The organism is Alkalihalobacterium elongatum (assembly GCF_019024285.1).
GTDB classification, from domain to species: domain Bacteria; phylum Bacillota; class Bacilli; order Bacillales; family Bacillaceae_F; genus Alkalihalobacterium; species Alkalihalobacterium elongatum.
Map to the genome: position 1 here is coordinate 689,102 of NZ_WMKZ01000001.1, position 22,976 is coordinate 712,077.

At 36.2% G+C, this 22,976-nt stretch carries 25 protein-coding genes; all 25 read right to left on the reverse strand.

All coding sequences use genetic code 11. The annotated features are described in order from the left end of the window. Nucleotides 1–7: 7 nt before the first annotated feature. Nucleotides 8–370 carry a response regulator gene (locus GKP30_RS03485; RefSeq protein WP_216827977.1) on the reverse strand — a complete coding sequence of 121 codons (363 nt, stop codon included), beginning with the start codon at nt 368–370 and terminating at the stop codon, nt 8–10. A gap of 49 nt (nt 371–419) precedes the next feature. Next, the gene (fliY, locus tag GKP30_RS03490; protein ID WP_216828095.1) at nt 420–1,670 is read right to left on the reverse strand and encodes a flagellar motor switch phosphatase FliY; all 1,251 of its coding nucleotides are present in this window, start codon (nt 1,668–1,670) and stop codon (nt 420–422) included. Then, nucleotides 1,663–2,655 (reverse strand): flagellar motor switch protein FliM, encoded by a 993-nt coding sequence (fliM, locus tag GKP30_RS03495; protein ID WP_216827978.1) that lies wholly within the window; start codon nt 2,653–2,655, stop codon nt 1,663–1,665. Before fliM ends, fliY begins: the two co-directional genes overlap by 8 nt. Before the next feature lie 30 nt (nt 2,656–2,685). Then, nucleotides 2,686–3,117, reverse strand: a complete 432-nt coding sequence (gene fliL / locus GKP30_RS03500) for a flagellar basal body-associated protein FliL (RefSeq protein ID WP_216827979.1) — start codon at nt 3,115–3,117, stop codon at nt 2,686–2,688. Beyond that, the gene (locus GKP30_RS03505; RefSeq protein ID WP_216827980.1) at nt 3,118–3,336 is read right to left on the reverse strand and encodes a flagellar FlbD family protein; all 219 of its coding nucleotides are present in this window, start codon (nt 3,334–3,336) and stop codon (nt 3,118–3,120) included. Between the two features lie 97 nt (nt 3,337–3,433). Next, nucleotides 3,434–4,873 carry a flagellar basal-body rod protein FlgF gene (gene flgF, locus GKP30_RS03510; protein WP_216827981.1) on the reverse strand — a complete coding sequence of 480 codons (1,440 nt, stop codon included), beginning with the start codon at nt 4,871–4,873 and terminating at the stop codon, nt 3,434–3,436. 87 nt (nt 4,874–4,960) lie between these two features. Beyond that, the gene (locus GKP30_RS03515; RefSeq protein ID WP_216827982.1) at nt 4,961–5,341 is read right to left on the reverse strand and encodes a TIGR02530 family flagellar biosynthesis protein; all 381 of its coding nucleotides are present in this window, start codon (nt 5,339–5,341) and stop codon (nt 4,961–4,963) included. Nucleotides 5,342–5,352: 11 nt separating this feature from the next. Continuing rightward, on the reverse strand, nt 5,353–5,808 hold the full coding sequence (gene flgD / locus GKP30_RS03520; RefSeq protein WP_216827983.1) for a flagellar hook assembly protein FlgD: 456 nt from the start codon (nt 5,806–5,808) through the stop codon (nt 5,353–5,355). Nucleotides 5,809–5,817: 9 nt separating this feature from the next. Further along, entirely contained in the window at nt 5,818–6,987 is a 1,170-nt protein-coding gene (locus GKP30_RS03525) for a flagellar hook-length control protein FliK (protein WP_216827984.1), read from the reverse strand. 22 nt (nt 6,988–7,009) lie between these two features. Continuing rightward, on the reverse strand, nt 7,010–7,567 hold the full coding sequence (locus tag GKP30_RS03530) for a MotE family protein (protein ID WP_216827985.1): 558 nt from the start codon (nt 7,565–7,567) through the stop codon (nt 7,010–7,012). Nucleotides 7,568–7,581: 14 nt separating this feature from the next. Continuing rightward, complete coding sequence (fliJ, locus tag GKP30_RS03535; RefSeq protein WP_216827986.1) at nt 7,582–8,019, reverse strand: flagellar export protein FliJ; 438 nt, start codon at nt 8,017–8,019, stop codon at nt 7,582–7,584. 3 nt (nt 8,020–8,022) lie between these two features. Beyond that, nucleotides 8,023–9,339 carry a flagellar protein export ATPase FliI gene (gene fliI / locus GKP30_RS03540; RefSeq protein WP_216827987.1) on the reverse strand — a complete coding sequence of 439 codons (1,317 nt, stop codon included), beginning with the start codon at nt 9,337–9,339 and terminating at the stop codon, nt 8,023–8,025. Then, nucleotides 9,326–10,129 carry a flagellar assembly protein FliH gene (gene fliH, locus GKP30_RS03545; protein ID WP_216827988.1) on the reverse strand — a complete coding sequence of 268 codons (804 nt, stop codon included), beginning with the start codon at nt 10,127–10,129 and terminating at the stop codon, nt 9,326–9,328. Before fliH ends, fliI begins: the two co-directional genes overlap by 14 nt. After that, nucleotides 10,122–11,138 carry a flagellar motor switch protein FliG gene (fliG, locus tag GKP30_RS03550; RefSeq protein ID WP_216827989.1) on the reverse strand — a complete coding sequence of 339 codons (1,017 nt, stop codon included), beginning with the start codon at nt 11,136–11,138 and terminating at the stop codon, nt 10,122–10,124. The genes fliH and fliG overlap by 8 nt, the downstream gene beginning before the upstream one ends. A 12-nt stretch (nt 11,139–11,150) precedes the next feature. Beyond that, nucleotides 11,151–12,734 carry a flagellar basal-body MS-ring/collar protein FliF gene (gene fliF / locus GKP30_RS03555; protein ID WP_216827990.1) on the reverse strand — a complete coding sequence of 528 codons (1,584 nt, stop codon included), beginning with the start codon at nt 12,732–12,734 and terminating at the stop codon, nt 11,151–11,153. Between the two features lie 44 nt (nt 12,735–12,778). Next, on the reverse strand, nt 12,779–13,081 hold the full coding sequence (fliE, locus tag GKP30_RS03560; protein ID WP_216827991.1) for a flagellar hook-basal body complex protein FliE: 303 nt from the start codon (nt 13,079–13,081) through the stop codon (nt 12,779–12,781). Nucleotides 13,082–13,098: 17 nt separating this feature from the next. Next, nucleotides 13,099–13,545: a flagellar basal body rod protein FlgC gene (flgC, locus tag GKP30_RS03565; RefSeq protein WP_216828096.1), complete on the reverse strand. Its 447-nt coding sequence runs from the start codon at nt 13,543–13,545 to the stop codon at nt 13,099–13,101. Nucleotides 13,546–13,554: 9 nt separating this feature from the next. Continuing rightward, entirely contained in the window at nt 13,555–13,956 is a 402-nt protein-coding gene (gene flgB / locus GKP30_RS03570; RefSeq protein ID WP_216827992.1) for a flagellar basal body rod protein FlgB, read from the reverse strand. Nucleotides 13,957–14,547: 591 nt separating this feature from the next. Beyond that, entirely contained in the window at nt 14,548–15,327 is a 780-nt protein-coding gene (codY, locus tag GKP30_RS03575) for a GTP-sensing pleiotropic transcriptional regulator CodY (RefSeq protein ID WP_216827993.1), read from the reverse strand. Nucleotides 15,328–15,352: 25 nt separating this feature from the next. Then, complete coding sequence (gene hslU, locus GKP30_RS03580) at nt 15,353–16,747, reverse strand: ATP-dependent protease ATPase subunit HslU (RefSeq protein ID WP_216827994.1); 1,395 nt, start codon at nt 16,745–16,747, stop codon at nt 15,353–15,355. A 26-nt stretch (nt 16,748–16,773) separates the two neighbouring features. Next, on the reverse strand, nt 16,774–17,319 hold the full coding sequence (hslV, locus tag GKP30_RS03585) for an ATP-dependent protease subunit HslV (RefSeq protein WP_216827995.1): 546 nt from the start codon (nt 17,317–17,319) through the stop codon (nt 16,774–16,776). Nucleotides 17,320–17,405: 86 nt separating this feature from the next. Beyond that, nucleotides 17,406–18,317: a tyrosine recombinase XerC gene (gene xerC / locus GKP30_RS03590; protein WP_216827996.1), complete on the reverse strand. Its 912-nt coding sequence runs from the start codon at nt 18,315–18,317 to the stop codon at nt 17,406–17,408. Between the two features lie 60 nt (nt 18,318–18,377). Next, complete coding sequence (gene trmFO, locus GKP30_RS03595; RefSeq protein WP_216827997.1) at nt 18,378–19,685, reverse strand: FADH(2)-oxidizing methylenetetrahydrofolate--tRNA-(uracil(54)-C(5))-methyltransferase TrmFO; 1,308 nt, start codon at nt 19,683–19,685, stop codon at nt 18,378–18,380. Nucleotides 19,686–19,878: 193 nt separating this feature from the next. After that, entirely contained in the window at nt 19,879–21,951 is a 2,073-nt protein-coding gene (topA, locus tag GKP30_RS03600; protein ID WP_216827998.1) for a type I DNA topoisomerase, read from the reverse strand. A 120-nt stretch (nt 21,952–22,071) separates the two neighbouring features. Continuing rightward, nucleotides 22,072–22,947 carry a DNA-processing protein DprA gene (gene dprA / locus GKP30_RS03605; RefSeq protein ID WP_216827999.1) on the reverse strand — a complete coding sequence of 292 codons (876 nt, stop codon included), beginning with the start codon at nt 22,945–22,947 and terminating at the stop codon, nt 22,072–22,074. Between the last annotated feature and the right edge of the window lie 29 nt (nt 22,948–22,976).

Sequence of the window (22,976 nt, forward strand, 5' to 3'; positions counted from 1 at the left end):
TCCTTTCTTAACCTAATGTCTTTTTAATTGCCTCTAACACACGATCTGCTTGAAACGGTTTTACGATAAAGTCCTTTGCACCTGCTTGAATAGCGTCAATTACCATCGCTTGTTGTCCCATAGCAGAACACATAATTACTTTTGCGTTCGAGTCAATTTGTTTGATTTCTTTTAAAGAAGTTATTCCATCCATTTCTGGCATTGTAATATCCATCGTAACTAAATCAGGTGATAATTCTTTATACTTTTCAACAGCTTGAGCTCCATCAGAAGCTTCTCCAACTACGTCAAAACCATTTTTTGTTAAAATATCTTTAATCATCATTCTCATAAAAGCTGCATCATCCACAATTAATATTTTTCCTGACATATTAGTTCATCCTTTCTATTCATGTACATCGTAGGAGTGGTTATAAGAATTAACGGAGATTTTTTATCCGTTCTTGTTGACTTACAATATCAGTTACGCGAACACCAAAGTTCTCATCGATAACAACGACTTCACCTTTAGCAATTAATTTCTGATTAACTAATATATCTACAGGTTCACCTGCTAATTTATCTAGTTCTATAATTGACCCTTGACTAAGTTCTAATATTTCTTTAATTGACCTTTTTGTTCGTCCGAGCTCTACAGTAACCTGTAAAGGAATGTCCAACAACATATTTAGGTTGTTTGATTCGTTCTGCGTTAATCCTGGAGGTTCGAAGCTAGAAAATGCCGCAGGTTGAACGTTAACATGACGATGCTGGAATTGGTTTCCTAGGTGCTGCTGTCCTCGCTGTTCATATTGTGGTTGCTCAAATTGAGGAACAGCCTCTTGATACATCTGTTGCTGACTAGGTTGCTGTATTCGGTTCATAGACTGGCCTACCTGGTCTGTGTGTGGTATAACGGTCTGATCCGCATGAGAGGTATGCGAAGGTTGTTCTACTATTTTAGATGGTGTTTCCTCAATAGGTAATTTCGGATTCATTAATTCCTCAACTAGTTGTTTCGCAAAAGAAACTGTTACTAACTGCATAATAGAAGAGTCAATTAAATCGCCAATTTTTAACCTAAACGAAATCTTCCCCAAAATATCCTCTCTTGGAATAATATCCATACCCTCTTCTCTAGGAATATCCAATAAATCAATACTAGGCGGAGAAATATCGACTCTCTTGTTAAAGATCGTTGACATCGAAGTTGATGCAGAACCCATCATTTGATTCATCGCTTCCTGGACTGCACTAATTTGCATATCTCCTAACTCATCAGTTAGATTCATACCATCTCCACCTAGCATCAAGTCCGCTATAATGGCAGCATCGGTTGTTTTTATAACGAGTAAGTTCATCCCTTCAAAACCTTCAGTATATCGAACAGATACCGCTACGTGAGGGTGAGGAAAAGCTTCTTCTAATTGGTCTCTATTAATTATTGACACTTGAGGTGTTGTAATCTCAACCTTTTGATTAAGTAATGTGGATAATGCTGTAGCAGCACTTCCAAATGAAATATTACCAATTTCCCCCAATGCATCCCGCTCAACAGGAGATAAATAATCTTCAACTTTTAATGTATCTAAATCATTTCCTTCCTCACTTGAGGTTAAGTCATCATCACCGATTCCAACTCCCTTTAAGAGTTCATTAATCTCTTCTTGGGAAAGCATATCGTCATTCATCTTCATGTGCCCCCTCCATAACCTCTGTTATTTGAATTGCTAATTTTTCTTTCGACTTTCCTGGTTGAGCTTTATATTTTCGTTCTCCACCAACAGTCACTAACAGAGACTCATTTATATTTTGATCCAACTCAATTACATCACCTATGTGGAGCTGTAAAAATTCTTGAATTGTTATTTCTGAACGTCCAAGTTCTGCTTGAATAAGAAGGGGTGCCTTACGAACAGTAGCCTCTAATAATTCAACTTCACCTGGTTGTCTTTGCTTTTTCTTTGTTTGCATCCAATAATGAACAGACAACTTTGGAAGAATTTCCTCTAACGTAACATGTGGTAAACATAAATTAATCATTCCTGATGTCTCGCCAATAGTAGTTGAAAGTGAAATAACAACGACCGTTTCATTTGGGGAAACCATTTGTAGAAACTGTGGATTAACCTCTAAGTCTTCCATTACTGGATCTAATTCAATAATAGACCCCCATGCTTCTGTAAAGCTATCCAACGTTCGCTGAAATAGTTGGGACATAATCCGAGTTTCAATTTCTGTTAAGTTATCAATTTTATTGACTGCAACCCCTTTACCACCTAGTAAACGATCTAACATTGTATAAGCAATATTAGGATTTACCTCCATTAAAAACCGACCATCTAAAGGGTATGGATCAAACACGTTTAATATTGTCATCTTTGGAATTGATCGAATAAATTCCTCATATGGTAACTGGTCTACTGATGCTACTGAAATTTGAACAAAAGTTCTAAGTTGGGCAGAAAAGAAAGTAGTTAATAGTCTCGCAAAATTCTCATGAATTCTCGATAAACTTCTAATTTGATCTTTAGAGAAGCGCAAAGCTCTTTTAAAATCATAAACCTTTATCTTTTTTTCCGACTCCTCTTTTTTCAGTTCATCAGCATCCATTTCCCCCGTTGATAACGCAGATAGTAGCGCATCAATTTCACCTTGTGACAAAATGTCAGCCAAGTGACTCACCTCTCAAACAATTACAGACGTTTATTGGATAATTAGTCGTCTTGTGTAAATATCGACAACAATACCTTCTGTCATTAATTCGTTTATTTTAAATTTAAGCTGATTTTCTAAGTTTCCTATCCCTTCTGAACCTGAAAGTTGGGATGATTTCATCCCTGCCAATTCACGAATAATAATATTTTCAATCTGAAAGTCACGTTTAGATATTTCCGAAAGTGCCCTTCTATTATCCACATGAATTTTAAATTGAACTTTGGCAAATTCATTACTTAGTAACATCGTCGTTAATTCAGGGGTATCATAAGAATGTGCAATAATTTCATCAATTGTCGGTTCTCCAGATACCGTTTCATCATTAGATAAATAATTTATAAGTACTAATGTGACGACTCCAATTAATGTAAGAGAAACGAGGAGAATTATCATGATATTTACTAATTTATTTTTAAACAATCAAGTGCCCTCCACATCTTTTTTACTAATAATTGAAGCAAGTCCAATCGTTCGATATAGTTCATTTATCATAAGCATAACATCGTCAATTGACTCACGCACCACTATCTTTTTTCCATTGACAAGAGTAATGGTCGTGTCAGGAAAAGCCTCAACTTGTTCTATCAGTAATGCATTTAATAAAAAAGTACTATTATTTAACCTGGTTAACTTAATCATAGTAACAATTTAGAGACTGGTACTTTAGTAGCATAAAATAACTGTTACTTAAAAACACTAGCCTCGCCCTCCTAATTAATGTTTACTGCTTGAAAACTTAACGTTTTAAATTAACGAGTTCTTGTAAGATTTCATCAGAAGTCGTTATAATTCTCGTATTTGCTTGGAATCCACGTTGAGCTACGATCATTTCAGTAAATTCTTCTGAAATATCAACGTTAGACATTTCTAATGAACTCCCCATAAGCAATCCACGGCCCTCTCCAGGAACACCAATGTTAGGTTGTCCAGAATTGTTAGAGGCATGATATGTGTTACTTCCTGCTTTACTTAAACCGCCTGGGTTATTAAATGTCGCTAGAGCAAGTTGTCCAAGCAGTTGAACTCTACCGTTGGAGTAAACACCAATAATTTCACCAGATTGTCCAATGTTAAAACTATCTAAAAATCCATCGATATTACCTGATACTTGGTCAACATCAGCAGTGCTTGGACTTGAGAACTGAGTGAATCTTGAGAAGTCAAAAGTTAGCTGAAGATCCTCAGCCCCGTTGAAATCCCCTGGTCCTAATGGTCGAGTATTTAGGTTTAAAGTTAGATTAACTTCTTTCATAGAGTTACTATTATTCGCATTTGGGTTATCTTGAATGATAGCACCGTTTGAACCAAACTTGATGTAGTCATCCGTTAACCCTGGAAACGGAGTGTTTGTACTAGTTAACCTTTCATATGTGAAAAATGGCTGCCCAGTTAATGGATCCTTAAGATGTTCTCTTGTATTAAGATCAATAGAAGGTCTGACTATTCCAACTGTCCATTCCCCAGTAGCTGTTTTTTGAAATGCTAATTTTACATCATGAGTAGCACCAAGAGAATCTACAACTTTATGAGTAATCATAAATCCACTTTTCATAGCATCATTAATTTGTTGTTGTGTTAATCGATTAGTATTGTTAACTAATGCGGTACCACCTTTTTCACTTCCAACAGGTGGTAAATCTGCATTAAAATTACCTTTATACGATATATTTGTCGTCGCTTCTGGTGCCATTTGACTTCCCGCTTGAATTCTAAGAGGCTGTATTTGTGTGTAATCAATTTGGTTTGCTGTACCAGCTTGTAAACCGTATCCCATTACACGAAGGCCATCACCATTAACAAGTGTCCCATTTTGGTCTAAGTAAAAATTCCCAGCTCGTGTATACGAATTAAAATTACCATTATTCACTACAAAGAAGCCATCACCTGAAACAGCTACATCTAGAGAACGTCCTGTAGTTTGCATACTTCCTTGTGTATGAACGGTATCAATCGTTGCAATAGTTCCACCTAGACCAACTTGCATAGGGTTTGTTCCACCTCGATTAGCTGTGGGGGTACTTGCACCACGCATTTGTTGACTCATCATATCTTGAAATGTTGTACGCCCTTTTTTATACCCAAACGTATTTACATTTGCAATATTATTTCCTATTACATCTAGCTTTGTTTGAAAGTTTTTTAAACCACCAATACTGGAATACATTGAACGTAACATGTAGATTTCCCCTTTATTTTTCAGATCATAGTTCACTGATTGCTTCTATCATTCCACAACCATAGGCTTCCATTTCGGTCCAGCCCACTAATCAATAAGAATCGTTCCATTAATATTCGTAAAAATTTGCTTACCCGCTTCCGTTCTGTCTAACGCAGTAATAACAGTTTTGTTTTTCGTACTGACAACAAGTGCAGCATTATTCAAGATAACTAACGAGTCTTGCACACCTTTTAATTTTGCTTCTTTTAGCTTATTTTCAATGACTTTCCATTGGTTATTTTCTATGGATATTCCTCGTTCTTCCATTCGCTTTTCAGCATGTTTACTAAGCTTAATTCCTTCACTGCTATTAATCTCTGTTTCTAATATATTTTGAAAATTTCCTTGCCTTATTTGTTGTGCCGTTTTATTTGTAGTTGTGGTTAGCGGCCTTCCCAATTGGTGTGAATATATATGAGGGTTCATTAGTTCACCTCCTATTCACTTTTTTCTTTAGCACCTGCAGAAATTTGTTTAATTTGGTCAACCAATATCCAATTACCGTTTTCTAATTGCACCGAGACTTGCCCATCACGTTGACGAACAGCTTTTACGGTATTTGTCTCTAGATCACGATCTGAAATTGAACCTTCTTTTTGCCACAGTATTTCCTTACCAATGAGATGACTATTTTGTACAAGTTTATTTTCTGTTTGTGAAGCAATAAATTTCTCAAGCGTTTTATTCATATTAGTCATTTGTTCAAGTGATGAGAATTGTGCCATCTGCGAAATAAACTCCCGGTCGTCCATTGGATTCGTTGGATCTTGGTTTTGTAACTGGGTAATTAATATTTTTAGAAAATCGTCTTTTCCTAATGCTCCTTCTCCCGTTTTCTTAACATCACGAGGTCGATTTTCAAAAAAAAGACTTGGGTCTACTGTATTATTCATACTCAACACCTAAACTTTCTCGTTAATCGTTAGTTCTTCTAAAACTTGTGAGAATGTTTCTCTTTCTCTTTCATTATCTTCATCCTGTTTATCCCGCTGCTCTCGATCGTCGTCTCTACCTTTGCCGTCCTTATTTAAATTACCAGGTGATTGCTGATGTGCAATTTCAATCCGTTCTACATTTATTTGCTGTTGTGAAAAGCCATTCCTTAATTGTTGAATTTGAGATTCAATTAACTCTCGTGCAGTACTCGTAGTTGCTAGAATACGAGCTGTAATTACGCCATTCATTTGGGAGAGGCGAATATCCAACCTTCCTAGATGCTCTGGAAAAAATCTAATCGAGATTTGTGAGCCATTATTTAAGTTCTTTAATACACCACGACCCAATAGCTCTTGAAACTGGCGGACAAATTGACGTTGTTCTGCTTCTTTACTCGTTTGTTCTCCAATATGTAACACTAACTGTTGAACACGAGACATATTCTGTAAATCTGTATTTAGATTAACACTTTGCTGTCCTTCATAATTCCGCTCACTGACTCCTACTCTCTGCATGACCGATTGGAGGATTTGGTTATGATTGCGTTGTTCTTCTTTTTGTAGAGATGCGATTAATTGTCGTAACAAATCACTTTGACTTTTATGATTGCTTATAATATCGTTTTGTTTTAACAAATTTTCAAGATGTCTCATAAATTGATTAAACTCTTGAGCAGTTGATAACAACTGATCAGATGTTAATCGGTTTATAACTATTAGTAATGCGAGCATGTTGGCAGGTTTATTAACTTCTTGAACAGATTGTAAAAGCGCTTCTATCGGGAGGCCACTCTGAAAAATACTTTCAACCTCTAACTTTAGGTGTTCTGGTAATAATGCTAATAAGTCTACTACATCTTTATCATTCAGTTTTTCTTTTGTTAAATATCCCTCATCCATTGGAAGTAATCCAGCTAACTTTTGTAAATGAGTTAATAGTTTAGCTTCATCTATGCGTTGATCATCCGATAACGTATTTCTAGTATAAGTACTTGTTTCTTTTGTTACTCCCCAATCAGAGGAAGCACTTCCTAGTAAATTAGCAAAAGAAGATTTTTTACTTAACAAACTTTTCTTTTGCTGTGGCCCATTTACTATATTATTTTGATTTGGGTTTCCAACTCCTACTATGTTCAACCTTTCACCTCCTTTCAACCCTTTATTGATTTGCTAGCTTGGACATTAATTCCGCTGCTCTTTCTGGTTCCATTTTTGCCAGTATCCCAGCTCTAGCCTGTGTAGAAATTTGTGAGATATGAAGTAGGGCTTCTGATGTAGGGAGTTCAGACAATATTTTGGCTGCGTTCTTCGTTGACATCGCTTCGTAAGTTTTTGCTATTTCCTTTAAATCATGTCTAACTTCAGCAACTGATTCTTCTTGTACCTCTACTTGCTGCTCTAACAATGCCGTTTCATTTTTAAGCTTTAGTATCTCTTCCTCTTTTTGATTTAGCTCTCGTTCTAAGCGGTCTATTTGCGCTTGCTGATTAGCTATTGTTTCATTTAAATCCTCGATATTAATTTCTTCTTCTGCTTCTTTTTCAGTAAAATATTCTCCTATTAAAGGAAGATTTCCGCCAACCTCTTTAGCTTTATCTTTCAAGTCAACTCCAAGAAAAATTAGAATTACTGCAAATAATATAATGGCAAAGATGGTTGGAATGAAAATGACAAAGAAGAACCACTGAATTTTACTGTACTCTTTTTCATTACTCATGAGCTTCACCTATTTTAGCGGTTTACATATAACTGTAAAGAAATTTCGTCCATCCGCATATTGTCTAACTTTTTTTGTTCTTCTATATACTCTTGATACTTAAGTTCTTTCATTTTTTCATATTTTCTTAACTCTATTGAGGCATTAACTAACTCTTTTTGTTTTTGATACATGAGATTTCGAGCCAAGTTTGTCGATTGTTGCTGTTTTTCAATATCAACATTTAACCGCATTAAGATGGTTTGGTGTTGTTGAAGTTGATGAACTGGAATTCCTTCATTCATCTGCTGTTGACAACCTGCTTCTAAATCCTCTTTTTTCTTTAAGAGATCGTATAGTCTTGTTGCGGTATCTTCAAATTCTCTTGTGGCCTTACTATATTCATTTTCTGATGCTTGTTTTTCATTTTCTTTTATTTCTAGTACTTTTTGGAGAGTATAGCGAAATGACATTCATTATTCACCTTTCCCAAACTGATCGTGTAACAACTTTACAGCCTCATCCAGATTACTTTGTTCGTTAATATCTTGCTTTAAAAAAGAGATGATGCCTGGAAACGTTTGTATCGCTAGATCAACTTCTCTTGATGAACCTCGCTTATAAGCACCAATATTTATTAAATCTTCCGATTCATAATAGGTTGATAATAGTTTTCTCACCCTATCTGCTGCTAGCCGATGATGCTGTGGAACAATATCATGCATAACACGGCTAACACTCTTTAATATATTAATGGCTGGAAATTGGCCTTTATTTGCCAACTTTCTATCTAGTACAAAATGTCCGTCTAATATACCTCGCACGGCATCAGAGATCGGCTCATTCAAATCATCCCCGTCCACTAGTACTGTATAGAATGCAGTGATTGAACCTTTTACACTAGTACCAGACCGCTCTAAGAGTCTAGGTAACATCGCAAACACTGATGGTGTATATCCTTTTGTCGTCGGAGGTTCCCCGACGGCTAACCCTATCTCCCTTTGCGCCATTGCAAAACGAGTAACAGAATCCATCATTAAGTTAACGTTCATTCCTTGGTTACGGAAATACTCTGCAATAGCTGTTGCTGTCAATGCTCCTTTAACTCTCATTAAAGCGGGTTGGTCCGAGGTGGCAACAACTAAAATACTATTCTTTAGACCAGCTTCCCCCAAGTCACGTTCTATAAAATCTTTTACTTCTCGTCCACGTTCGCCAATTAATGCAATGACATTTAAATCAGCATCAGAGTTTTTAATAATCATTGATAAAAGCGTACTCTTGCCGACCCCACTCCCTGCGAAAATTCCAATTCGTTGACCTTTACCAACAGTTAATAAGCTATCTATAGCTCTTATTCCTATACTCATAGGTTCAGTAATTCTAGGTCTATCTAAAGGGTTTGGAGGGGAGTTATCAGTTGGAAATGAAGACAAACCATCTGGTAATTTTGAGTGGTCTAAAGGTTGTCCACATCCATCAATAACTTTACCTATTAAACCTAATCCAACTTTAACTTCTAAAGGGTGGCTAGTTGCTTCTACAAGGCTACCTGGAGATATTTCACCTGTACCATTTATCGGCATGAGTAGAACATGTTCTTCTCGAAAGCCGACAACTTCAGCCATCACCTTGGACTTTTGACTTTTCCCAATATGGATATAACAAAGGTCCCCAATTGAAGCTTGTGGTCCTTTTGACTCAATCATTAAACCGACAACCCTAGTCACTTTTCCATACCATTTGTACGAATTTAGATGGGGAACAACATTAATTAAATCATGTGCTTGCATGCTTCCCCTCCTTTAGTTTTATATTTAGGACCTTTTTAAGTTCAGTTAATTGGCTGTCTATGTTCGCGTCAATTCGGCCAAATGGTGTTTCAATGACACAATCATGTTCTTTTAATTGAGAGTCTGCATAAATAAATAACTGTTCAGTATGACTTAACAAACTAACTAATTCATTTTTGTGCTGCACAGTACGTTCAAACCAATGAGGGTGAACATATACTTTTACTTCAGCTTGATCTCTAACTTCAAGAACAGCTTGTTGTACTACATTTATCCATGCTTCATCTTCCGTTTTTACTGTATTGCCAATAATTTTTTTTGAAATAGCAAAAGCTAATTCAATAATGGTAGGTTGAGCTTGCTCAACAGTTTTTATATATTCCTTTTTCGAAGCCTCTACAAGATTATTAACTTGTGCTATCACTTGTGTATACTGTTGTTTTCCAGCCTCCAAACCTTGTTGATACCCAAGGTCATACCCTTGTTGTTTAGCCTCTTCTTTTAATTGATCCAGTTCGTTATTTACAAATTGCCTTTCTTGTTCTAACTGTTTTCGTATCTCAAGCGCAGCACTTTCGGCTTGTTCCATAATAAATTTTGCTTGTTGTTCAGCTTCTTGTAATAATTGTTTAATTTCATCTTCATTTCCAACAAAACTGCCATCAGCACTTTCCTTTTTTTCAGTTATGAATTCTTCGTTTAAAGTATTAAACTTAAGTTTTTTAATGGATATCGTTTTGGATCCACTGTTTTCAGCTTTTGCATATGTCGATTTGATGATTTTAGACAATAATATCATCTCCTCCGCCACGTGCAATTACAATTTCACCAGCTTCTTCAAGACGGCGAATTACCGCAACAATGCGTGATTGAGCTTCTTCTACATCACGCAAGCGTACAGGACCCATAAACTCCATTTCCTCTTTAAATGTGTCAGCCATACGCTGAGACATATTTGTAAAGACAATTTCTTTAACTTCATCGCTTGCAACTTTAAGTGCCAATTGTAAATCTTCGTTTTCAACATCACGAATAACACGCTGGATCGAGCGATTGTCAAGAGTAACGATATCTTCAAAAACAAACATTCTCTTTTTAATTTCTTCAGCTAGTTCTGGATCTTGAATTTCAAGTGCATCGAGAATAGTACGCTCTGTACTCCTATCCACGCTATTAAGTACTTCAACAACTGCTTCAATACCACCAGCATCTGAAAAGTCTTGGGTCACAGTCGCCGATAACTTCTGTTCTAAAATACTCTCAACTTGATTTACAATTTCAGGTGATGTGCTGTCCATAAGAGCAATACGTTTAGCTACATCGGCTTGAACCTCTTGAGGAAGTTCAGATAATATTTGAGCAGCTTGTACTGGCTCTAAGTAAGATAATATTAGAGCTATCGTTTGTGGATGCTCATTTTGAATAAAATTTAAAATTTGCGAAGGATCTGCTTTTCTTGCAAAATCAAAGGGCCGTACTTGTAAGGTAGAAGTAAGACGATTAATAATTTCCATTGCCTCTGCTTCCCCTAACGCTTTTTCTAAGACACTTTTTGCATAACCAATACCACCTTGAGCAATATAATCTTGAGCTATCGCTAATTGGTGAAATTGATTTAAAATATCTTCTTTTAATGAGCTATCAACTTTACGTACATTTGCAATTTCTAGCGTTAATTTCTCTATTTCTTCTTCTGTTAAATGTTTATAAACCTGTGCCGATACATCGGGGCCAAGGGAAATGAGGAGAGTAGCTGCTTTTTGACGTCCTGTTAAACTTCCTTTTTTTGTCACACTCATCCAATCAACCTCCTAGTCATCCACCATCCATGTTCTAATAAGCTTAGCAAATTCATCTGGTTTTTCTCTCGCCATTCGTTCAAGCTGCTTTCGCTTTGTAGCCGAAGCACTATCTTCTTCATTAGGAAGTTCAGGTACTTCTTCGTTTATTTGAGCTATAATTGTTTCCTCTTCCTCTTCTTTATTTCTCTTTTTCTTCTTAACCAATAAGAAGATTAATAGAATTATAATCGCAATTAATATACCAGCAACAATATATAACCAAGTTACATCCGTTTGTTCTGAGACTTGTTGAACTTCAACTTTCCCTCTAAATTGTTGTGAAGATACAAATATCTTATCGTTAATATCTTCTGCAGTTAGTTCATTTGCTAAATTACCATCTATACTCGTTCGTACAATCGTACTTAATATTTGCTGTATATCGTTTAATCGTTCTATTGGAAGTTCCTCTTGACCATCAGGAGGTTCAACCATTACCTGTATACCTAGATCCCTAATTTTATATGGACTTTCGACAATATCTCGCCGTATACGGTTCACTTCATTATTTACACGTTCTTCAATTTTTTCATAGGAGCCGCCGCCTCCACCGACAATACCAGGATAGCCAGGGATAGCTTCACCTGTACCTGCTACTCCCCCTTCAGGAACCTCGTCACCCTCATACGTTTCAGTGATTCTCTCGATACTCACAGCTAAGCCTTCCATATTCTCTTCATCAACTGGTGCGACAATGTCTTCTTGACGATTCTCTTGTGTAAAATCAATATCTGTCGTAACAGAAACTAATACACTATCTCGTCCCATCATAGTTCCAAGCATTTGAGTTAGTTGACGTTGTAGGTCTCTTTCAATATCTTGTTTAATTTTTCTTTGATGTTCGTATGCAGTCATTGTAGAGTAATCAATTGAATTTTCATCTTTATATTCATAATGCTCAAACATCTGGTTCATAATGACAATATTATCTATAGGAAGGTTAGGAACACTTTTGGATACTAGATGATAAAGCGCTCGAACCTGCCTCGGTTCGAGTTGGTATCCAGGAGCTGTATTTATGACTATTGACGCTGATGCCGTCATCAATTCATCAGATACCCAAATTCTTTCTTCTGGTAGTGTGATCATGACATTAGCACCGTTTACACCGTCTATATTGCGAATTAGATTCCCTAGTTCAGTTTGAACTGCTGCTCTTTCCATTAATGAGAATTCATTATCGGTAATACCAATTCCCATTCGGTCTCTAAAAAAACCATAATCGATACTACCACTTCTAGGAATACCTTCAGCCGCAAGCTCTACTTTTAAAGTATCGACCATTGATTCAGGAACACTAATCGTAGTACCATTAGCCGAAATCTCTGAAGAAATCCCTCTAGAGTCTAGTGTTTCTTTTATTTGTCCTGTTTCTTGAACAGTTAAGTTACTGTATAAAGGAAGAAAACTTGATTTTGTTCCAAAAATAGTTAATAATATAATCATAGTGATTAATAATAAAATAGAGCCTAACATTATACCCTTTTGGGCATTAGTGCGCTCTTTCCAGAAAACTACACCTTTTTCTCTATATTGTAAAAGCTTATCGTTCATGTGCCCTCCCGCCTATGTGACAATAACAATCTCAAGTTATTTTGTTATACTTGCATACGCATGATTTCTTGGTAAGCCTCTATTACTTTATTACGGACCTCGACAGTAGCCTGCAAAGTAATACTAGCTTTTTGACCTAAAATCATAACTTCATGGAGATTATCTACTTGTCCACGAGCAAGCCTCAATGTAGCCTCTGAAGATTGGCTTTGTATATTGTTGACGTTTTTTATTGCTTCACTAAGGGCAGTCTTAAATTGATCCTGGGCGTCTGCTGGAGTTCTTTTAATCATTTGTGTTTCTATTGGCTGTCGTTGTACAGCAAAGGGAGTGTTTATTTTATTCATTTCCACTACAATCATCCTTATCTACCAATTTCTAATGCCTTCATCAGCATGTTTTTTGTTGCATTCAATGTCGTTACGTTCGCTTCATAAGAGCGTGTAGCACTCATTAGATCTACCATCTCTTTTAGTGGGTCAACATTTGGTAGCTTTACATAGCCAGCTTCATCTGCATCTGGATGATCAGGTTGATACATCAATTTAAATGGTGTACGGTCCTCAACAATTCTGGATACTTTCACACCATTTCCAGGTTGATCTGATTGATTCATTGCTTTATTTAAGTATGAAGAAAAACTTTGTTGATTTGGTTGCATCACAACCATTTTCCGTCTATACGGTTGCCACTCTCCATCCACAATGCTTGCACGAGTTGTTTCAGCATTTGCCATATTGGCAGAGATCACATCCATCCTTAACCTTTGAGCTGTTAAAGATGATGCTGAAATATTAAATCCATTAAAAATTGTCACCTTTTATTTCCCACCTTTAATTACTGTTTGCAAACTATTAAAACGGCCGTTCAACCGGTCAATTAGAGCATTGTAATAGATTTGGTTTTGAGCAAGCGCTGCCATTTCTTTATCAATATCCACATTATTTAAGTTATGATTATACATTGTGTTATTTAACCTAGTAACAAAGGCTTCTCTCTGTTCCCCTGTGCTAAAACTCACATGACGATGGTCTGTCTTATTAACATCAAAGGATTTGGTCCTAATTGCTTGATCAAGCGTATGTTGAAAGTTCACTTTTTTTGACTTGTAATTAGGTGTATCGACATTTGCAATGTTTTGGGAAATCGCTTTTTGTCTTAAAGCTGAACCATCCAACGCCCTTTCAAGTGTACTAAAAGTAGGGCTTGAGAACAAATTCATTTTAGTCGCTCCTTGTCGTTTTTGCTCAAAAAATGGCTAATCCTGCTAGTAAATTGTAATCGATCTGATTATGAATGTCTAACAGTCATTAAAAATTTACTGCAATTCAAACATAAAGACCTATTTAAAAAGTAATACTAAAGAACTATCTAAGTACATATAACAACGTAGATGTGTGTCGAATTGTGTAATACTATGTGTATTATAATATAAATCACCATAAAAAATATGGTTTTCTTGTTTCCTAATAATGTATTTACAATTTTGCCACTTAGGATTTTCCTCCTACGTTTTTATTTCTACAGTCATTTCTCTAAATCTATCCCAGTTAATTGAAGAATAATAAATAGCCCATATCAGCCTAAATCAACAGTAGATTCACTCTAAAGCATGGAGAACTAAGCTTATGGCCTGGTTAAAGTAGAATAACAAAAAGTAGCAATCTAGAGAAACCAAAAAAAAAGAGGTTAACTCAACAGCTAAACCTCTTGTCATTATCATACATACAATATAGAAACCTGCGTATGATTTTATGAAATAAGGAATAAGTCTTCTTGAGTAACCTCTTTTGGACTGTAACCTCAATTTATATTAACCTTGTTTAATTTTATCTAATTCAGCTAAGAACTTATCATTTAGTACTTTAATGTATGTTCCTTTCATCCCTAAAGAACGAGATTCAATGACACCAGCACTCTCAAGTTTACGAAGAGCATTTACAATAACCGAGCGTGTAATACCTACACGGTCAGCAATTTTACTTGCTACAAGTAAACCTTCTTTTCCTTCTAATTCCTCAAATATGTGTTCGACAGCTTCTAGCTCACTGTATGATAATGAACTGATTGCCATTTGAACAACCGCTTTACTACGTGCCTCTTCTTCAATTTCCTGCGTTTTTTCATGAAGGATTTCCATCCCAACTACTGTAGCGCCATATTCTGCTAAAATTAAGTCATCATTATCAAATGATTTATTCAATCTTGCTAATACTAGTGTCCCTAACCTTTGTCCCCCACCTAAGATAGGCACAATGGTTGTTAAGCCCGAACCAAATAAATCTTTGTTTTCAACCGGAAACGCGGTATACTCACTTTCAATATCAAGGTTGGCACTTGTCTCTTCTATTCTGAATAAATTAGTTGTGTACTCTTCAGGAAACTGGCGTTCCTCTAACATTTTTTTCATTCTTTCATTTTCAATTTCTTGCTTGATAGAAAAACCAAGTAATTTCCCTCGACGACTTAAAACGAAAATATTCGCTTCAATTACATCGCGTAAAGTTTCAGCCATATCTTTAAAGTTTACGTGTTGGCCTCCAGACTTTTGTAGCATCTCATTAATTTTTCTAGTTCTAGTTAGTAAATCCATTCCTTTTCCTCCTAGTAAATCCATACTATAAAATATATTGACTTAGATCTCTATTTTTTGCGATAGTTGCTAACTTTTCTTCAACATATGCTGGTGTTATTACAATCTCTTCTAAGGTAATATCAGGTGCTTCAAATGATAAATCTTCAAGTAATTTTTCTAATAGCGTATGCAATCTCCTTGCACCGATATTTTCTGTATCTTGATTTACATCTGTTGCAATTGTCGCAATCTTATGAATAGCTTCGTCAGAAAACTTAACTTTTATACCTTCTGTTTCTAGTAATGCTGTATATTGTTTAATTAAAGCATTATCTGGCTCAATTAAAATGCGAACAAAATCGTCAATTGATAAATTAAAAAGCTCTACTCGAATCGGAAACCGCCCTTGTAATTCAGGTATTAAATCAGATGGTTTCGCCATATGAAAAGCACCTGCTCCAACAAACAAGATATGGTCAGTTTTAACTGGCCCGTATTTCGTTACAATGGTCGAACCTTCAACAATTGGTAATATATCACGTTGAACCCCTTCACGGGAAACATCCGCATTATTTTGACTCTTCCCAGCAATTTTATCTATTTCATCTATAAAGATAATACCCAATTGTTCAGCTTTTGAAACCGCCTCTTGATTTACCTCATCCATATCAATTAGCTTTTGTGCTTCCTCTTCAGTTAAGTATTTTCGCGCTTCACGAACGGTTAAACGGCGCTTTTTCTTTTTCTTTGGCACCATATTTCCTAACATATCTTGCATATTGATACCCATTTGCTCCATTCCAGACCCTTGAAACATATCTAAGAAACCAGCTGTTTGTTCCTCTACATCAATGGTAACGATATGGTCTTCAAGTTCACCTAAAGCAAGTTTATGCGCAGTTTGACGTCTTTTTTGCTGAATATCTTGACTTTCGTTTGAATCCGTTGCTTCTTGAACAGGTTGCCCTTGGTTGCCAAAAAGCATTTCCAGTGGATTTTTATATTGCGTCTGTTTTTTCGCGGAAGGTACAAGCAAGTCGACTATTCTTTGATTCGCTTGCTCCTCTGCCTTATCACGAACACTATTCATTTTTTCTTCTTTTACGATACGAATTGACGTGTCTACAAGATCTCGAACCATTGATTCTACATCACGTCCTACATATCCAACTTCAGTAAATTTTGTAGCTTCAACTTTTACGAATGGTGCACCTACTAATTTAGCGAGACGCCTTGCAATTTCTGTTTTCCCTACGCCAGTAGGCCCGATCATTAAAATGTTTTTTGGTGTAACTTCATCGCGAAGTTTTTCATCCAATAAACTTCGACGATATCGATTTCTCAGTGCTACAGCTACAGACTTTTTCGCAGACTCTTGACCCACAATGTATTGATTTAAACGTTCAACAATCTGTCTTGGCGTTAAGTTATTTTGCATCTCAACATCCTCCGCTCTATAAGTTTTTATAGCTCCTCGATCACAATTTGTTTATTCGTATATACACAAATATCGCCAGCCGTTTCTAAAGCAGCCATCGCAATCTCCTTTGCAGAAAGTTGGGGCGCATGTTTTTTTAATGCACGTCCAGCCGAAAGAGCATAATTACCACCAGAACCAATGGATAGGATGCCATCATCTGGTTCAATGACTTCGCCAGTACCAGAAACAAGTAGTAAATGTTCTTTGTTCATGACAATCAGCATCGCTTCTAAGCGTCGGAGAACTTTATCACTTCTCCATTCTTTTGCTAATTCAACTGCTGCTCTTTGCAGATTACCGTTGTATTCTTCTAACCGTCCTTCAAATTTCTCAAATAAAGTAAATGCATCTGCTACTGAACCAGCAAAACCAGCAATAACTTTTCCTTGATATATCTTTCTTACTTTTTTAGCGGTATGTTTCATAACTACAGCATTGCCAAACGTTACCTGTCCATCACCAGTCATTGCACATTGACCATTATGCTGAACTGCAAAGATAGTTGTCGCATGAAAATTTGCCTCTGACATGAGAAGATCCTCCTCTAAGAGATAATCGAAATCGAATTTCCTGAAATTTGTAAATTGAGTACATATGGTTACTTCAAGTATTAGTCCTATGCTCTTGGGTGGTGTTTCATATATACATCTTTCAATCGATCCTTTGTCACATGAGTGTATATCTGGGTTGAAGATAAATGTGAATGTCCTAACAATTCTTGGACAACTCTTAAGTCCGCGCCATTATTTAATAAGTGTGTTGCAAAGGTATGGCGTAACATATGTGGACTAACATGCATTGTTAACGATGCTTTTTCAATTCGCTTCTTCAAAATTTCTCGAATACTTCTATCTGTTAAGGGGCCACCACGAAAATTTAGAAATAGAGTAGGATGAGGCCCAGCTTTAGACTTACTTAACAATTGTGGTCGACTATTTTCTAGATAGTTCTGAAGTGCATCAAGTGCATAGCTCCCAATCGGGACATATCGCTCTTTTCTCCCCTTACCAAGTACAAAAACAGTACCTATTGTAAAGTCAATGTCATCTATTTTTAATTTACAGCATTCACTAACTCGTAAACCTGAAGAGTATAGCAACTCAATAATCGCTTTATCTCGTTGGTCTAGAACATTATTTTCATTAAATGAAGAAAATAATTGTTCAATTTCATTTTCATACATAAAAGTAGGCAAACGTTTTCCCACCTTAGGAGAATAGGACGCAGCAAATGGATTTTCATTTACTTTACCTTCTCTTAATAGAAAACGAAATAGACTACGCAACGCTGAAATCTTACGAGCGATTGAAGTACGTGCATATTTTTGTTCATGTAATGCTGTTAAATAATTTCTAACAAGTAGATAAGAAACAGAAGAAAACTTATCAAGATGATTATCTTTCATATGTTTAACAAAATCATTGATATCGAACACGTAGTTATCAATCGTATGTTTTGAGCAATTTTTCTCAACTTGCAAATAAAAAACAAAATCATCAATTAACTTACTGGTGGATGTATTTCCCATATAGACACCTCACAAAAGCTACTAAATTGTACCACAACTTAGTAGCTCTTTCAAGGAAATTTACATTTTTTTCACAAAATTCTGAATTGTTTCTAATGCCCTATTTGCCAATGCTTCATTTCGTTCTTTTTTATTCTTAATCCTTTTTTCCAACGGCTTTAATAAACCAAAATTTGCATTCATTGGTTGGAAATTTTTAGGGTTTGCTGTTGTAATGTATTGTGCCATACTTCCGATTGACGTTTCCTCAGGGAATACAGCTAGTTCCTTCTGTTGAACATACCTTGCTGCATTAATTCCTGCAATTAGTCCAGAAGCAGCTGACTCTACATAGCCTTCAACACCTGTAATTTGGCCAGCGAAGAAAAGATCATCTCTTTCTCTAAATTGATAAGTAGGTTTTAACACTTTTGGAGAATTGATAAACGTATTTCGGTGCATAACTCCATAACGTACAATTTCTGCATTCTCGAGTCCTGGAATCAGCTTTAATACTTCTTTTTGTGGCCCCCATTTTAGGTGTGTTTGAAAGCCAACAATGTTATACAAAGTTCCAGATTGATTATCTTGCCGCAACTGAATAACAGCATAGGGTCTCTTACCAGTCTCTGGATGCTCTAATCCAACTGGTTTAAGTGGTCCAAATAACATTGTTTTCTTCCCGCGCTGGGCCATTACTTCAATCGGCATACAGCCTTCAAAGAAGATTTCTTTCTCGAATTCTTTCAGTGGCACAGTTTCAGCTGCAACCAAAGCATCGTAGAACCGATCAAATTCTTCTTCTGTCATTGGGCAATTCAAATAAGCAGCTTCACCTTTATCATAACGAGATTTTAAGTAGACTTTATTCATATCAATAGAGTCTTTTTCAATGATAGGTGCTGCAGCATCATAAAAATATAAGTATTCTTCTCCAGTTAATTCTTTTAGCCTTTTGGATAAGCTTTCCGATGTCAGAGGACCTGTTGCAATAATAGTAGGTCCTTCTGGAATGTCACTTACTTCTTCATTCATTACAGTAACAAGTGGATGATTTCTAACTTTACTTGTTACACTTTCTGCAAATTCATGGCGATCAACAGCTAACGCTCCACCAGCAGGAACTGAACAAGAGTCAGCCGAAGAAATAATAACTGAATTCAAAATTCGCATTTCCTCTTTTAATACACCAACTGCGTTGGTTAATGTATTTGCGCGTAATGAATTACTACAAACAAGCTCAGCAAATTTATCAGTATGGTGTGCAGGCGTTTGCTTTACAGGTCGCATTTCATATAAATGTACAGGAATTCCATGATTAGCAATTTGCCATGCTGCTTCACTTCCTGCCAACCCAGCACCTATTACGTTAATATGTATATTCTCCAAGATTTAACCCTCCGTACTAAATTGAAGCTAATTCACTGTCTGTATTCTCAATCATAGGATGACTCTGGGCAATACATTTCTTTCATGATTACCAGGAGCCATCCTATTCACTCAATACGTATATTTTAATATATCTTAGAAGTCTGACCTCTAATATAATATACTAACAATGCTTATCTTTCAATTGATTTCACTAATTTGTCTCTTCTTTATAATCACATGATGTACATTGAACGTGTACACCTTTTTTGGTTTTCTTTTCAACAAGCATATGTTCACATTTTGGACATTTTCTTGCAATCGGTTTATCCCAAGAAACGAATTCACATTCTGGAAAGCGATCACATCCATAAAAAATTCTGCGTTTTTTACTTTTTCGTTCAACAATATTTCCTTCATGACAAGATGGACATTTTACACCTATATCTTTAACAATCGCCTTAGTATTACGGCAATCAGGAAAGTTGGAGCAGGCCATGAATTTTCCAAAACGCCCCATTTTATAAACCATTTCATGTCCACACTTCTCACAATCTTCTCCAGCAGGCTCGTCTTTAATCTCAACTTCTTTCATCTCTTCTTCGGCATGCTTTACTTGCTTTTCAAAACCTTTATAAAACCCATCAATAACATGGATCCAGTTTTCTTTCCCATCTTCAATGGCATCTAAATCATTTTCCATCTTTGCTGTAAAATCTACATCCAATATATCAGGGAAAAATTCATGGATTAACTCAATGACAATTTCACCTAGCTCAGTAGGAACAAAACGCTTTTCATCTAGGGCAACGTAGCCTCTACGTTGAATGGTATCTAACGTTGGTGCGAAAGTTGAAGGTCTACCAATCCCTAGCTCCTCAAGTGTTTTTACGAGACGTGCTTCTGAGTATCTAGGTGGTGGTTGTGTGAAATGTTGATTTGGTGTAATTTCCTCTTTTTTAACGGTTTTACCTTCTTCCAAATTCGGTAAAAACTTATCTTCTTCACTTTTCCCATCATCATTACCCTCAATGTAAACCTTCATGAAGCCTGGAAACTTTACTTTTGAACCTGTTGCTCTAAATACAACATCTTCATTTTTTAAGTCAACAGTCATCGTGTCCATTATTGCTGGAGCCATTTCACTCGCTACAAGGCGATCCCAAATAAGCTTGTAAAGGCGAAATTGATCTCTAGATAAGAAGCTTTTGACCGTCTTAGGGTCTTTGTATACAGACGTTGGTCTAATCGCCTCATGGGCGTCCTGTGACTTCTTATCTTGCTTTACCGTTCTTTCACCCTTACGCGTATATTCATTTCCATATGTCTGTTCAATGTAAGACTTCACTTCTTGTTTAGCTGTATCGGAAATACGGGTAGAATCTGTACGCATATATGTGATCAAACCTACTGTACCTTCTTTTCCTAAGTCGATCCCTTCATATAATTGTTGCGCTAACATCATCGTTTTCTTTGCCCTGAAATTCAACTTACGAGCAGCCTCTTGCTGTAAAGAAGACGTTGTAAACGGTGCTACTGGATTTCGTTTTCTTTCCTTCTTTTTAACAGAGTCAACCATAAAGTTGTTACCCTTAATTCTTCCGAGAACATCATTGACTTCAGATTCTGTCTTTAATTCAAGCTTCTTAGAACCGAGGCCATAAAACTTCGCTTCAAAGCTCTCTTTATCCATCGAAAATGTGGCTTGGATACTCCAATATTCTTCTGGTATAAACGCCTTTATTTCATTCTCTCGGTCTATAATCATTTTAACTGCAACCGATTGTACTCTTCCCGCACTTAAGCCTTTTTTTACTTTCTTCCATAATATTGGGCTAATATTATATCCTACTAATCGATCTAAAATTCGACGCGCTTGCTGCGAATCAACTAGATCCATATTAATAGATCGTGGTTCTTTAAAAGCATCTTTAATCGCTTGTTTTGTAATTTCGTTAAAAACGACCCGGCAATCTGATGTTTCATCAATATTTAAACTATGAGCTAAATGCCAAGCAATCGCTTCACCTTCACGATCAGGGTCAGCTGCAAGATAGATTTTCTTTACCTTTTTAGCTGCTGCTTTTAATTCCTTTAAGACAGGACCTTTTCCACGTATAGTTATATATTTAGGATTGAAGCCCTCTTCTACATTTACTCCCATTTGACTCTTCGGTAAATCTCTTACATGTCCCATAGACGCTTTAACTGTGTATTTTTTACCTAAGTATTTACCAATCGTCTTGGCTTTTGCGGGAGATTCAACAATTACTAAGTAATCAGCCATATTCCGTTTCCTCCCCCTTTGAGGATTAATATAAATCTTCCCTATTATTAAATACATTTTTAGCATTTGTCAAACATTACTTATAAAAAAATTAGAAATATAAGTCCATCATACCCAAATTTAGCAAGATAATTCAGACAAAATGTCTTCAGCATTTAATATAAGTTTTGCCCCGTTTTGTATCAATAAATTAGTCCCCATTGAACGTTCTTCTAAAATTGAACCAGGTACTGCCATCACCTCTCTACCTTGTTCTAACCCATGGTCAGCAGTTATTAAAGCTCCACTTTTCATTTTTGCTTCTACGACTAATATACCTCGGCTAAGACCACTTATTATTCGATTTCTTTCTGGAAATTGCCAACGCTGTGGTTTTTGAAATGGAGGGTATTCAGATAGTAACAATTGATCCTTCGTCATTAGTTGTGCGAGTGACATATTTTTTTTCGGGTATATATGATAGAGACCAGAACCTAGTACTGCTATTGTTTTTCCATTTAATTTTAGAGTTAGTTCATGTGCCTTCGTATCAATTCCTTCTGCAAGTCCACTAACTATTGTCCATCCTTTACTGACAATGGCAGGTAATAATTTATCTATACTATGCAGTCCATTTTGGGAAGGGTACCGTGTCCCAACGACAGCGAGTGTCTTTGTAGCGGTTAATAGCTTTAAATTTCCTTTACAATACAGTACCCACGGGGGATCAAAAATATTTAATAGAAGGGGAGGGTAGAGATCACTAAAACGAGTTACTGGAGTAATTTGATGAATGGTGTACTCATGAAGAAGATCGTCAATATTAAGGTGGTGGAGGTCATGGTAGAAAGTCTCTGCATGTTTATCTCTCATGGAGAAAATGCGTATAAGATCATGTGGGGAATATTCGTAGATTTTCTGGAGTGTTGGATCGTGTTCAAGAAAGGAGTGAGTGGTTTTCCAGCCTACACCTCTACAGTGATTAATATGAATTAATCGTTTTTTATATACATCCATTACATCACCTTTTTGAAGAAATTTAAATA

Coding starts and splice junctions, on each gene's coding strand:
- GKP30_RS03485 (WP_216827977.1), bottom strand. CDS start 370: ATGTCAGGAAAAATATTAATTGTGGATGATGCAGCTTTTATGAGAATG.
- fliY (WP_216828095.1), bottom strand. CDS start 1,670: ATGAATGACGATATGCTTTCCCAAGAAGAGATTAATGAACTCTTAAAG.
- GKP30_RS03505 (WP_216827980.1), bottom strand. CDS start 3,336: ATGATTAAGTTAACCAGGTTAAATAATAGTACTTTTTTATTAAATGCA.
- flgF (WP_216827981.1), bottom strand. CDS start 4,873: ATGTTACGTTCAATGTATTCCAGTATTGGTGGTTTAAAAAACTTTCAA.
- GKP30_RS03515 (WP_216827982.1), bottom strand. CDS start 5,341: ATGAACCCTCATATATATTCACACCAATTGGGAAGGCCGCTAACCACA.
- flgD (WP_216827983.1), bottom strand. CDS start 5,808: ATGAATAATACAGTAGACCCAAGTCTTTTTTTTGAAAATCGACCTCGT.
- GKP30_RS03530 (WP_216827985.1), bottom strand. CDS start 7,567: ATGAGTAATGAAAAAGAGTACAGTAAAATTCAGTGGTTCTTCTTTGTC.
- fliJ (WP_216827986.1), bottom strand. CDS start 8,019: ATGTCATTTCGCTATACTCTCCAAAAAGTACTAGAAATAAAAGAAAAT.
- fliI (WP_216827987.1), bottom strand. CDS start 9,339: ATGCAAGCACATGATTTAATTAATGTTGTTCCCCATCTAAATTCGTAC.
- fliG (WP_216827989.1), bottom strand. CDS start 11,138: ATGAGTGTGACAAAAAAAGGAAGTTTAACAGGACGTCAAAAAGCAGCT.
- fliF (WP_216827990.1), bottom strand. CDS start 12,734: ATGAACGATAAGCTTTTACAATATAGAGAAAAAGGTGTAGTTTTCTGG.
- fliE (WP_216827991.1), bottom strand. CDS start 13,081: ATGAATAAAATAAACACTCCCTTTGCTGTACAACGACAGCCAATAGAA.
- flgB (WP_216827992.1), bottom strand. CDS start 13,956: ATGAATTTGTTCTCAAGCCCTACTTTTAGTACACTTGAAAGGGCGTTG.
- codY (WP_216827993.1), bottom strand. CDS start 15,327: ATGGATTTACTAACTAGAACTAGAAAAATTAATGAGATGCTACAAAAG.
- hslU (WP_216827994.1), bottom strand. CDS start 16,747: ATGCAAAATAACTTAACGCCAAGACAGATTGTTGAACGTTTAAATCAA.
- hslV (WP_216827995.1), bottom strand. CDS start 17,319: ATGTCAGAGGCAAATTTTCATGCGACAACTATCTTTGCAGTTCAGCAT.
- xerC (WP_216827996.1), bottom strand. CDS start 18,317: ATGGGAAATACATCCACCAGTAAGTTAATTGATGATTTTGTTTTTTAT.
- topA (WP_216827998.1), bottom strand. CDS start 21,951: ATGGCTGATTACTTAGTAATTGTTGAATCTCCCGCAAAAGCCAAGACG.
- dprA (WP_216827999.1), bottom strand. CDS start 22,947: ATGGATGTATATAAAAAACGATTAATTCATATTAATCACTGTAGAGGT.